Source organism: Streptomyces adelaidensis (assembly GCF_016598475.1).
GTDB lineage: Bacteria > Actinomycetota > Actinomycetes > Streptomycetales > Streptomycetaceae > Streptomyces > Streptomyces adelaidensis.
Genome location: NZ_JAEMUX010000030.1, coordinates 22383 through 34051 on the forward strand (window position 1 = coordinate 22383; position 11669 = coordinate 34051).

The window sequence follows — 11669 nt, forward strand, 5'->3', positions numbered from 1 at the left end:
GGATGATCGTTCAGTCGGTCCGTTGCCGCCTTCGGTGGCTCGCTCCCGGGGGACTACTTCTTCAGGCCTGTCGCCGTGCAGTCGGCCGCGAGTCGGGGCGGGCAGATGTCGGACGCTTTGTACATGCCGTCCCTGATCACCGTGTCCTTGATGTTGTCCTTCGTCAGGGCCTCGACCGACACGAGATGCGCGGGGATGTCCTTGCGGGTGGGGCTGTCGATCCTGTCGCCTGTGAGGGCGTCGAACTCTATGTCTCTGCCCTGGGCCTTCGCCACGGCCATCGCCGCAGCGTTCTGGGCCTCCTGCGGGTACGGCTTGTACACGCTCATGTACTGCTCGCCGGTGACGATCCGCCGCACCGCCGAGAGCTCGGCGTCCTGACCGGTGATCGGCGGCAGGTCGGTGACGCCTGCGGCCTTCAGCGCTCTGATGACGCCGCCCGCCAGGCCGTCGTTGGCGGCGTAGACGGCCTTGATGTTGCTCTTGCCGATTTCACTGATCGCCTCGGTCATGTTCTTCTCGGCGTTCTGCGGCTTCCAGTCCTTGGTGTCGAACGACTTGGCGATCGTCACCTTGCCCTCTAGCGCGAGGAGCGCGCCCGCCTTGAACTGCTGGGCGTTCGGGTCGGTGGGCGAGCCGTTCATCATGACGATCTTGTCGTTGACGCCGACGCCCTCGCCGAGGGCCTGAAGCAGGGCGCGGCCCTGCACCTCGCCGACGAGTCCGTTGTCGAAGGTGATGTACGCGTCGATCGGGCCCTCGGCCAGACGGTCGTAGGAGATGACCGCGATACCGGCCTTCTTGGCCTCGCTCACCCCGCCGGCGATGGCGTGCGTGTCGACGGGGTTCAGCAGGATCACGTCGACCCGATCGTTGATCATCTGCTGCAGTTGTCGTGCCTGTTCGCCCGCGTCCGCCTCGGCGTTGGCGTACTGGACCCGGCCCTGGCCGTGGGTGAGGGACGCGACCTTCGCCTTGATGATCGGGTAGTGGAACTGCTCGTACTGGGGATTCGACTTTTCGGGCAGCAGCAGCCCCACGGTGATGTCGTCGCCTCTGGTCGGGCTCGCGTCGCCGCTGCTGCCCGTCGCGTTGAGTCCGCCGCAGCCGACGAGCGAAACAGAGAGCGTTGTGGTGGCTGCGGACATGGCGATACGACGCATCGGGAGCTCACTTCAGGCGCGATCCGGACGTGGGCGCCGCGTTGCGGCCCACCTGACTGAAAAGCCGACACGGAGGTGCCCTCGGCGTCGAGCGGGACTACTGTACGAGATGAGAGATGCCATCTTGAAATATGTCTACCCGATGTGGTTCCCGGACTGCGCCTGACTACCTGTCAGCTCATGTCCGGGCGGGGTGGCGGCCTACCCGCATCCCGCACATTCGTATCGCTTGACACGATGCCATCTCGCATTGAAAGATGCCCGCCATGCGAGTAGTGACGACGGACGCCGGCCTGGGCCGGATCGAGGACGGGGGTGTGGCCTTGCTGAACACTGCTTTTCCGCACGTCGGCGCGGTCCTCGAACAGGAGGGTTCGCTGCGGTGCCTGGCGTCGTGCGCGGTGCGCCGACGCATCCCGCTCGAAGAGGCCACGCTCGTGGCGCCACTGGGCCGCCCCCGCGCGGTGTGGGGCGTCGGGCTCAACTACGTGTCGAAGGCGGCCCGCACCGGACGCGGGCTGCCCGAGCAGCCGATCCTCTACCTGGCCGCGTCGTCCGGCGTGTCGGCACCCGGCGCGCGGGTGGTGATCCCGCAGTCCGCGACCGAACCCGACTACGAGGGCGAGATCGCGGTGGTCGTCGGGCGCCGGCTGTACAGGGCTACCGAATCCGAGGTCTGGCCCGCGATCGCGGGTGTCACCGCGGCCAACGACATGACGGCACGCGACATCATGCGCGCCACAGGCACCCCCGCCCTCGCCAAGAGCCACCCGGGCTTCACGCCGCTCGGCCCGTCGGTCCGCACTCCCGAGGATTTCACCGACCGTGACGCGATCCGTGTACGGACCCGGGTCAACGGCGAGCTCGTGCAGGACGACACGAGCGACGGGATGATCTTCCCGGTTCCCGATCTGCTCAGCAGGCTGTCGTGGTTCACCGCGCTCGAACCCGGCGACGTCGTCCTCACCGGAACCCCGGCCGGCACCGGGCAGGACCGCGCGTGCTTCCTCGCCGACGGCGACGAGGTACGCGTCGAGGTGGACGGCGTGCTGCCCCTCGTCACCCGCATCGTGCGTCCCCCGGACGCCTCACAGCACGACCACCGGCTGACTCAACCGGTCAGCTGACCGTTCCCCACCCTGGAGCACACTTCGATGTCCATCTCCTCCTTGTCGTCGTACGACCTCGTCCTGGCCGGCGGCACCGTCATCGACCCGGCGTCGGACACCCACGCCCGGCTCGACGTGGCGGTCACCGGTGACCGCATCGCCGCTATCGGGGAGGGCCTGTCAGAGAACGCGGCTCGCACGATCGACGTCACCGGCTCCACCGTGCTGCCGGGCCTCGTCGAGGGCCACACCCACATCTTCCAGTACGTCTCCGCCGTCGGAGCACCTGCCGAGGAAGCCCATCTGCGTCGCGGCGTGGTCGCCGCGGCGGATGCCGGCACGGCCGGCGCCTCGACGTTCGCGGCCTTCCGCAAGCTTGTGGTCGAGGCCAACCCGCTGCGCATCGTCAACTTCCTCAACGTCTCGGTGCTCGGCCTGATCGACTTCAGGTTCGGCGAGCTGCTCAACCCCGACACCCTGGTCCCCGAGGACGCGCTCGCGACCGCCGAGGCCCACCCCGACATCGTGCGCGGCTTCAAGATCCGTCTCTCCGAGGACGTCGTCGGCGAGAACTGGGAGTCGTTGCTGAAGAAGTCCGTGGCGCTGGCCGAACAGGCCCGTCTCCCGCTGATGGTGCACATCGGCGAGACCGAGGAGCCGGTCCCCGTCGTCCTCGACTACCTGCGCCCCGGCGACATCGTGGCGCACTGCTACACCGGCAAGCCGAACGGCATCCTCGACGGCGACCAGGTGCACCCCGCGGTCATGGCGGCCCGCGAGCGCGGCGTGCTGTTCGACTCCGCCCACGGCAAGAGCAATCTCAGCTTCGAGGTGGCACGCAGGGCGATCGCCGACGGATTCCTGCCCGACGTCCTCAGCTCCGACACCAGCGCCCGTAACTGGCGCGGCCCGGTGTTCGACCTGCTCACCAGCATCTCCAAGCTGGTCGCGCTGGGCGCGCCGCTTCAGGAGTGCGTCCGTCGGGCCACCGTGGCGCCGGCCCAGCTGCTCGGGCTCGACGCCGAGGGCTACGGGCGCATGGAGGTCGGCGGGCGGGCCGACGTCACGGTCGTCGACTGGACCGACGAGGTCACCCTGCCCGACGCCGCCGGCAACACGATCGTCGCGCCGCGTCTGGAGCCGACCGTGGTGCTGCACGGCGGCAAGGAGGTCGACATCGTGCCGTGGCGGGGTCTGAAGTCGGCGTGACACGCCCGCACATCCCAGGAGGACTCCATGAGTGTCGGTGACGTCCATCTGCTGCGGCGCCGGCTGCGCCTGGCCCTGACGGCGGGGCGACCCGCCGTCGGCACGTTCGTCAAGCTGGCCTCGCCCGACGTGGTGGAACTCGCGGAGGCGGCCGGGTTCGCGTTCGTGGTCGTCGACCTCGAACACTCCACCCTCACCGAGCGAGACGCCGTCGACCTGGTGCGCCACGCCGACGCGTGCGGGCTGCCGGCTCTGGTCCGCGTGCCCGAGGTGAACGCCGCCACGGTCAACCGGCTCCTGGAGGCCGGGGCTGCGGGAATCCAGCTGTCCATGCTCACCCGCCTCGCCCAGGCCGAGGCGCTCCTGGCCGCGACCCGGTTCGCTCCGACCGGCAGCCGGTCCGTGAGCCTGGCCAACAGGGCCGCCCGGTTCGGCGCGGCCCCGCTGGCCGGGTTCCTGCGCACCGAGCAGGACGACCCGCCGGTGCTGGTGGGCCAGATCGAGACCGCACGGACGGATCCGCTGCCGGAACTGGTCGCCGCCCTCGACGTGTGCTTCATCGGCAGCACCGACCTCGCGGTCGACCTCGGCCTGCCGGCGGACCCGGCGGTGCTGGGCGCCGCGGTGGACCGGGTGAGGGACGCCGCCCGCTGCGCCGGGGTGGCGTTCGGCGGCTGGGCGCCGAGCCTGAAAGTCGCGTCGGACCTGGGACTCGGTGACGCCGACTACCTGGTCGTCGGATCGGACCTGCAGATGTTGGCGGCCGGCCTGCGGGCGGCCGCCGGAGAGGAGAATCAGTGAGCACACGCAACGCGGCCCTGTTCCACACCGTCGTCAACTGGGACGAGATGCCGGTGACCCAGGTACGGCCGGGCGTCCGCCGCCGCGTCTACGCGACGGACGAGGTGATGATCTGCCACCACGAGCTCGAGATCGGCATGACACTGAACCCGCACCGGCACGACGACTTCGACCAGTTGGTCCAGATCGCCGAGGGACGCGCGAACTACTACGTGGACGGTGTCGCCCACGACATGCGTGCCGGATCCTTCCTGCTGGTTCCCCGTGGCAGCGAGCACTACGTGGAGCCGACAGAGGCACCCTGCGTGAACATCGACTTCTTCGTTCCGCCGCGGGCCGACCTGCTTCCCTGAGCGGCGGACGGGCGCGCTGGAGGCATGCGCGTCCGCCACTCACGTGACGGAACGACCCGCTCGCGTGCAAGAACGAAAGAGGGCCCACCGCCTCAGCGGTGGGCCCTTAGGTGTTGCCGCAGCCAGGTCAGCCGCCGTTGGGCGCGCCCTCGGAGGTGCCCAGCCGCTGCGACAACGCGCGGGCGGTCTCCAGCAGTGCCTGGGCCATCGTTGACTCGACGTCGTCCGAGACGGTCGCCGTCGTGCCGACGATCGCAAGCGTTCCGCTGATCTTGTCGCCCTCGAAGATCGGCGCCGCGACGGTGCGGACCCCGTTGACGGTGGGCGAGTTGACGGACAGACCGTACTGCCGGATCGCTTCGAGTTCCTCGGTGAGCTCGGCCGACTTGCGGACCGCGCGCGGCAGCGTCGGTACCTGCTCCGGCGGCAGGAAAGCGAGGAAGACGCGGCCCTGCGCCGAGGCCGTGAGGTTCAGGCGCGAGCCGACCCGGACGCTGATGCGCACCATGTGATCGGTGTTGTCCACCGAGCGCACCACGGTCGCCGACTCGCCGTCCCAGACCGACAGCACGATCGTCTCGTCGATGCGCCTGACCAGCTCCTCCATGTACGGCTCGGCGGCGGCGACGATCGGCAGGCCGGCCCGCGCGGCGGTGGCGAGTGTGAGTACCTGCGGGCCGAGGGAGTACAGCGAGGTGCGCTCGTCGTACCGCAGCAGGTTCGCCGCCCGCAGCGCCTTCGTGTAGCGGTGCGCGGTCGCCTTGCTTGCCCCGAGACGCGCGGTGATCTCGTTGAGACTCATGTGCGGCTTGCCCACCGTGAACGAGCCGAGAATGAGAGCCGCCCGCTGCACCGTCTGGATGGTCGGTGCGGTCCTGTCCGGGCCGTCCTGCTCACCGGTGCCGGGCTGCGCCTTCGTGGGCATGAATCCTCGCTCCTGTCTGTGCGCCGTCAAAGTGATAAGGCAGTAGATGAAACGCCGTATCGAATAAGGTAATGGTAAAGGGGAGGGTGACGGGGCGTGAAGGGGGTCGGGACCCTCATCCACGGTCACCGGACCGGCACCGGGCGGTCACGGTCGGCAGCCGCGGAAGGGCCTGCGTCGACCGCGTCGCCCCGTGCGTGGGCCTCACGCATCCGAGGAGTGCCCCGGCGTTGTCGAGCATGTCGGGTCCAGCAGGGCGGCGATGTGGTTGACGGCCAGGGCCGCCTCGCCGAAGCCGATGGAGATGAGGCTCACCTTGCCGTCATGGTCGGCGATGTCGCCGGCCGCGAAGACGCGCTCCCGGTTCGTGCGCATCGTGCGGTCGACGAGGATACGCCGACGCCGCAGCTCAAGTCCCCACCGCTCGATCGGGCCGAGATCGGCGATGAAACCGAGCGCGGCCACGACGGTCTGGGCGGGCAGGGTGACCCGGTCGCCGTCGGAGCACGCGACCACGACCTCCGACACGGCCCCCTCGCCGGAGACCTTCTCGACCTCGTACGGCGTCAACACCCGCACCGAGGACGCGTGCACCTGCTCGACACTGCGCTCGTGGGCCCGGAACCGCGCGCGCCGGTGCACCAGCGTCACCGACGAGGCGATCGGCTCCAGCGACAGCGCCCAGTCCAGCGCGGAGTCCCCGCCGCCGACCACCACGACGTCCTGTCCGGCGAGCTCGTTCAACCGGGGTACGAAATACCGCAGCCCCCGGTCCAGGTACTCGGAGCCCACCGGGAGCTCGCGGGGGATGAAGTTGCCGATCCCGCCGCAGACGAGCACCGCGCCCGCGGTGATCCGCGCGCCGGCGTCGGTGGTGGCGACGATGCCCCCGCCCGCGTCGTCCAGCTGGGTGACCCCGTGCCCGAGCAGATAGGTGGGGTTCCACCGCCAGGCCTGCTCGGCCAGCCGGTCCACCAGGTCCTGCCCACGGACGGCGGGAAAGCCGGCCACGTCGTAGATGAACTTCTCGGGGTACAGCGCGGCGATCTGGCCGCCCACCTCGGGCAGAGCGTCGACGACCGCCACGCTCAATCCCCGGAAGCCGGCGTAGTACGCGCCGTACAACCCGGTCGGGCCGGCGCCGATGATGAGCAGGTCGACGGAGACCTCGGGGCAGGCGCCCCCGGGCGCGTGGCCGGTCACGCGCCCACCTCCGGGTGGTCGTGGCCGGCCTGGCCGACCTTGCGGGCGCCGCCGGGCGATCCCAGCGGTTGGGTGCCGAGGGTGAAGAACTCGGCGTTGATGCGCTCGAAGTGCTTGCTCTCCTCCGGCAGGTCCTCGTGGTGGAAGATCGAGATCTGCGGACAGACGGGTTCACAGCGCCCGCACTCGACACATTCGTCGGGCTGGATGTAGAGCATCCGGTCGCCCTCGTAGATGCAGTCGGCCGGGCACTCCTCCATGCATGACTTGTCCATGATGTCGACGCAGGCCTGAGTGATGACGTACGGCACGAGCTTGTTGCCCTTCACACGGTCGCACAGCATGCGAGACGGTGTATTTCAATGTGGAACAGGATGATGGCGCCGTCGGGGCAAGGTGTCAACCGTGAGGTGAATGCTTGACACCGCCGGATTGACGGGGGACGCTAATGCGACATACGAGATGGCGTCTCACGGCACGCCACTCGGGTCGGGACTTGTGAGAGGCACACTCCCCATGGGAAGCAACCCCCGGACCGTCCCAGCGCCGATGATCGTCGAGGACTGGGACCAGCTCACCTTCCGGGTCAACCGCGAGGCCTACCGAAGCGCGGAAATCTTCGCCCGGGAACGCGGCTGGGTGTGGATGCACACCTGGCTCTACCTCGGGCACGAGACCGAGATCCCCAACCCCAACGACTTCAAGGTGCGCACCCTCGGCGGCAGGCCGCTGATCTTCTGCCGGGACAGCGCCGGCGAAGTGCACGCGTTCCTGAACTCCTGTCCGCACCGCGGCACCGTGCTGTGCCGCGAAAGCGAGGGTTCGACCAGGCTCTTCCAGTGCTTCTACCACGCCTGGACGTTCCGCAACAACGGCGAGGTCGCCGCGATCCCCGATGCCGGGGCATACGAATCGAGCGACGAGTTCCGGGAGTCGATGGGGCTGCGCGGCGTGCCGCGCCTGGAGATCCACGAGGGATTCGTCTTCGTCTCCTTCGACCCCGACGTGCCGCCGCTGCTGGAGTACCTCGGCGACGCGGCCGACTACATGACCATGATCCAGCAGCAGCACGTCGGCGGCATGACCACGCTGCCCGGCACACAGCTCTACAGCGTGCGGGGCAACTGGAAACTCGCCGTCGAGAACGCCATGGACGGCTACCACTTCGCGCCGACGCACAACACGTTCGTGGGGTACCTGCGAGAGAGCGGCTACGCCGTCACCGACGACAACCAGTACGCGTACAACCTCGGCAACGGCCACGGGCTGCTGGTCCTGACCGGGCACGGCGGACGCATCAGCATGATCTGGGAACCGCGCTTCGGCGAGGACGAACGGATCCGCACCGAGGCCCACCGGGCCGAGATGACCCAGCGGCTGGGGGAGGAGCGGGCGCACCACGTGGCCGACGAGAGCCACATCCTGTTCGTGTTCCCCAACCTGCTGCTGTTCGACATCGAGGGTCTGTCGATCCGGCAGCTGGAGCCGGTGGCGCCCGACCAGACCGACGTGCGTGCCTGGCAACTGGTCCCGCGCGCCGAGGACCCGGACACGCGCGCCCTGCGGATGAGGACGGTCGTCAGCTTCGTCGGCCCGGGCGGACTCGCGACGCCGGACGACATCGAGGCGTACGAGGCGGTGCAGCGCGGCATCCAGGCCACGGCGGGCGCCGGCGCGCCCGAGCTGGACTACAGCGACATGTCGCGCGGCATGGCCGACGAGGCCAGGGGGGTGCAGGGCCGATCGATCGACGAGGGCGCGATGCGTGGCTTCTGGCGGCAATGGGTCGAGGCCACCGGGCTCGACGACGGCCTCGAGATCCACGGCGAGCGACCGGCGTCCTTCCTGGCGGGAAGGGACGTGCGATGACAACGAACAGCAACCGCGGCCTGGTGCGATGCGGGGGACGCACCGTCACCCGGCCGGAGGTGGAGGACTTCCTCTACACCGAGGCGGACATCCTCGACCACTGGGACTACGACAGCTGGCTGGCCCTCTTCGAGGACGGCGCCCGCTACGAGATCCCGACCACCGACTACCGCCCCGGCTGGTCCCCGCACGAGACCGGATCGTTCGTCGACGACGACTGGGACCTGCTCCGGGCCAGGGTCAAGCGCCTGAAGTCCCGCAAGGCGCACGCCGAGAACCCGCACTCGCGCACGCATCGGCTGGTGTCCAACGTGCGGCTGTCCGAGGAGTCGGAGGACTCCTTCCGGGTGGCGGCGGCGTTCGTCGTGCACCGCGCCCGCGACGGGCGCTTCGACGCCTACGTCGGGTGGTACGACCATGTGCTGGTGCCGACCGAGGACGGATTCCGCTTCCGGTTGCGGCGCTCGATCCTCGGCCACGAGTCGCTGGCGGCAGGCGCCCGGCTGAGCTTCATCCTCTGACCGGCGACGGAAGGCGATCCGATGATCCGACACACCCTGTCCTTCCGTTTCGCCGACGGAGTGGACGAGGCCACACGGGAGTCCGTGCTGGCCGAGCTGCGTACCTTTCCGGACCGGTACCCGGCCATGCGCGGCTTCGTCCTCGGCGAGAACATCAGCACCCGCGACCAGACATTCACCCACACCTTGGCCGTCGACTTCGAGAGTCAGGACGACCTGCTCGCCTATCTCGGCAGCGAGTCCCACGAGAGCTTCGTGCGCTCGCGCTGGCGGCCGGTCATCGCCCAACAGGCCATCACCTCGTTCGAGTTCGCCGAGCGTCCCTCGCTCACGGCAGGAAGGACACCGCCGGTGAGCACCCGCCCGCACGGCCCGTACGGCATGGAGTACGCCCGGATCGAAGTTCCGGACATGCAGGCAACGATCGACTTCCTCGAGTACCACGTCGGGCTGCAGCTGGAGCGGCACACGGACGAGTACGCCTACCTGCGCGCCGACATCGAGCACCACGCGATCGAACTGATCCACGCCCCCGAGCGCACCGACGGGTGGACGACCGCGGTCGGCTACAGCGTCGAGAGCGAGGAGGTCCTCGAACAGCTGCACAAGAGCGTGCTCGACGCCGGACTCGAGGTGCTCGAACTGCAGGAGCGGCAGAAGGCGCTGTGCGACAACGGCTTCGCGGTGAAGGATCCCGACGGCCTCATCGTCGAGCTGTTCACGGAGTTCCAGGAGTACGCCGAGCCGCCGCACGTCGAGATCCGGCCGCTCGACCTGGTGCACCCCTTCATCGCCACCGCGAAGTTCGAGGAGTCGGTGGACTTCTACCAGAACGTCCTGCGGTTCCGGCCCTCGGACCACGTCGTCGGCTCGACCACGTTCTTCCGCTGTGAGGACCGCTACCACCACAGCCTCGCCATCCAGAAGAACACCGAACACTATGTCGCGCACCTGTGCTTCGCGATGAAGAGCCTCGACCACGTCATGCGGATGCGCGCCCGCGCGCTGTACAAGGGCGCGCCGATCGCCTCCGACATCGTCAACCACTCGGCGTCGACGTCGATCGCGTTCTACATGCACGACACCCGCTTCGGGCCGCGGTACGAACTGTGCGACCGGCACCGGGTGTTCACGCCGGAGGAGCACGAGACGCACCGGCCCCGCAGGATGCCGGCCGACCCGCGCAACATCGACGTGTGGCGTCCGGCTGCCGACGACTGGGGACGCTTTTGAGACAGCAGTTGCTCGACGTCCTGCACCTGCTCGACGCGCTCCCCGCCCCACGCGGCGGGGAGCGCACGGCGGCCCACCGGTTGCGCGCCTGGTGCGCCGATCGGTGGCCGCACGTCGAGTGGCAGGTGCTGGAGCACGGCTCCGCGGGCGGCAGCCTGGTCGCCACCCGCGGATCCGGGCCGCTGCTCTACTCCCACCTCGACACCTCGCTGGACGAGGGAGGTGCGGCCAACCGGCTCGTCACCGGTGACGACGCGCCCGTCGGTCCGCTCACCGTGGACGGCGACACGGTGAGCGGCTTCGGTCTCGGGGTCGCCCGCGGGCCCGCGGCCGCCGCGCTGGTCGCCTTCGCCGAGGCAGGTGCCGGGCGGCTCCTGCTCGCGGGCTCCGGGACGCACCGCCGCACGAGCGCGATCACCGGTCTGGAGGCGTACACCGACGCCTACCCGCTGCCACCCTCGGCGATCGTGGCCAAGTGCGGCCCGCCGACGGTGCTGTGGCACGAGCCCGGCGCGTTCTACCTGACCGTCCGGGTGACCGGACGCTCCGGGGCCGCGATGGTGGCGGAATCCGCCACGCCACCCGGGGGAGTCGTCGCTCAGGCCGGCATCGTCCTGGACGAACTGGCACGCTGGCGCACGGCCTACCTGGCCGCCGATCCCCGGGTGGGGCAGACCGGCCGGGCGTGCGGTATCGGAGCGATCAGCGGGGGATGGCCGGACAAGCCGGACCTGCTGCCGGCTCGACTGCGGATCGATCTGTACGTCGTCGTCGGTGACCAGGTGGAGCCGAAGGCGCTGGCGGCCGAGCTGACCGACCGGCTGCGGGCGCGGTGCGCGGCGTCGGTACTGCGTGATTGCAACATCGAGGTGGAGGCCGAGCCGGTCGCGTCCGCCGCGGCCACGCCGGCCGACGCCCCGGTGGTGACGGCCGTCCGAGCGGTGTGGCTCGACGAGTTCGGTACACAGCCGCCGCCGATCACCGGATGGACCGGCTCGACCGACGGCGTCGCCCTGCGCGCTCGCGGCGTCGACACCGTCCGCCTCGGCCCGCGGGCGAGGCCGGCCACCGACGAACCGCGTCGCGACGCCATGTCGTTGACGGAGCTGACCGCCTTCGCGCGCATGTACCGAAGGCTCTTGACCGAACCGGGCTAGCCCGGCCGGTCGCCGACGGCGGACCGGTCGGGCAGCACGACGGCGGACCGGGCCCCGCCCGGGCCAGAAGTGCCGGCGTTCTCCTGCGAAGGCCGACCGCTGATGCGGGCGCCGCCGAGACGAGTG

The 11669-nt window shown here is 69.7% G+C and carries 12 protein-coding genes; 8 read left to right on the forward strand and 4 right to left on the reverse strand.

Translation table 11 applies throughout. From position 1 onward, the window contains the following. Positions 1-53 precede the first annotated feature (53 nt). Positions 54-1163 (reverse strand): sugar ABC transporter substrate-binding protein, encoded by a 1110-nt coding sequence (locus I8N67_RS19070; protein WP_200304347.1) that lies wholly within the window; start codon positions 1161-1163, stop codon positions 54-56. Positions 1164-1429: 266 nt separating this feature from the next. Between I8N67_RS19070 and I8N67_RS19075 the strand changes: the two genes are divergently transcribed. Genes I8N67_RS19075 through I8N67_RS44230 form a run of 4 tightly spaced genes read left to right on the forward strand, consistent with a single transcriptional unit; the run spans position 1430 to position 4635 of the window. Then, the gene (locus I8N67_RS19075; protein WP_200304348.1) at positions 1430-2290 is read left to right on the forward strand and encodes a fumarylacetoacetate hydrolase family protein; all 861 of its coding nucleotides are present in this window, start codon (positions 1430-1432) and stop codon (positions 2288-2290) included. A gap of 27 nt (positions 2291-2317) precedes the next feature. Continuing rightward, positions 2318-3481, forward strand: coding sequence for an amidohydrolase family protein (locus I8N67_RS19080; protein ID WP_200304349.1), 1164 nt, complete (start codon positions 2318-2320; stop codon positions 3479-3481). Positions 3482-3508: 27 nt separating this feature from the next. Next, positions 3509-4282: an HpcH/HpaI aldolase family protein gene (locus tag I8N67_RS19085; RefSeq protein WP_200304350.1), complete on the forward strand. Its 774-nt coding sequence runs from the start codon at positions 3509-3511 to the stop codon at positions 4280-4282. Beyond that, the gene (locus I8N67_RS44230; protein ID WP_200304351.1) at positions 4279-4635 is read left to right on the forward strand and encodes a cupin domain-containing protein; all 357 of its coding nucleotides are present in this window, start codon (positions 4279-4281) and stop codon (positions 4633-4635) included. Before I8N67_RS19085 ends, I8N67_RS44230 begins: the two co-directional genes overlap by 4 nt. 127 nt (positions 4636-4762) lie before the next feature. Here the strand turns inward: I8N67_RS44230 and I8N67_RS19095 are convergent, their stop codons facing one another. The 3 genes from I8N67_RS19095 to fdxA form a co-directional block, all read right to left on the reverse strand. Continuing rightward, a complete protein-coding gene (locus I8N67_RS19095) occupies positions 4763-5560 on the reverse strand; it encodes an IclR family transcriptional regulator (RefSeq protein WP_200304352.1) in 798 nt (265 codons plus the stop codon). 204 nt (positions 5561-5764) lie between these two features. Then, a complete protein-coding gene (locus tag I8N67_RS19100) occupies positions 5765-6763 on the reverse strand; it encodes an NAD(P)/FAD-dependent oxidoreductase (RefSeq protein ID WP_200304353.1) in 999 nt (332 codons plus the stop codon). After that, the gene (fdxA, locus tag I8N67_RS19105; RefSeq protein ID WP_234045925.1) at positions 6760-7107 is read right to left on the reverse strand and encodes a ferredoxin; all 348 of its coding nucleotides are present in this window, start codon (positions 7105-7107) and stop codon (positions 6760-6762) included. Before fdxA ends, I8N67_RS19100 begins: the two co-directional genes overlap by 4 nt. Before the next feature lie 172 nt (positions 7108-7279). Here fdxA and I8N67_RS19110 point away from each other — a divergent pair, with 172 nt between their 5' ends. Genes I8N67_RS19110 through I8N67_RS19125 form a run of 4 tightly spaced genes read left to right on the forward strand, consistent with a single transcriptional unit; the run spans position 7280 to position 11543 of the window. Next, entirely contained in the window at positions 7280-8632 is a 1353-nt protein-coding gene (locus I8N67_RS19110) for an aromatic ring-hydroxylating oxygenase subunit alpha (protein ID WP_200304354.1), read from the forward strand. Continuing rightward, entirely contained in the window at positions 8629-9153 is a 525-nt protein-coding gene (locus tag I8N67_RS19115) for an aromatic-ring-hydroxylating dioxygenase subunit beta (RefSeq protein ID WP_200304355.1), read from the forward strand. The genes I8N67_RS19110 and I8N67_RS19115 overlap by 4 nt, the downstream gene beginning before the upstream one ends. Positions 9154-9174: 21 nt before the next feature. After that, positions 9175-10386: a Dabb family protein gene (locus I8N67_RS19120; RefSeq protein WP_200304356.1), complete on the forward strand. Its 1212-nt coding sequence runs from the start codon at positions 9175-9177 to the stop codon at positions 10384-10386. Continuing rightward, on the forward strand, positions 10383-11543 hold the full coding sequence (locus I8N67_RS19125; RefSeq protein ID WP_200304357.1) for a zinc-binding metallopeptidase family protein: 1161 nt from the start codon (positions 10383-10385) through the stop codon (positions 11541-11543). Before I8N67_RS19120 ends, I8N67_RS19125 begins: the two co-directional genes overlap by 4 nt. The last annotated feature ends 126 nt before the right edge of the window (positions 11544-11669 follow it).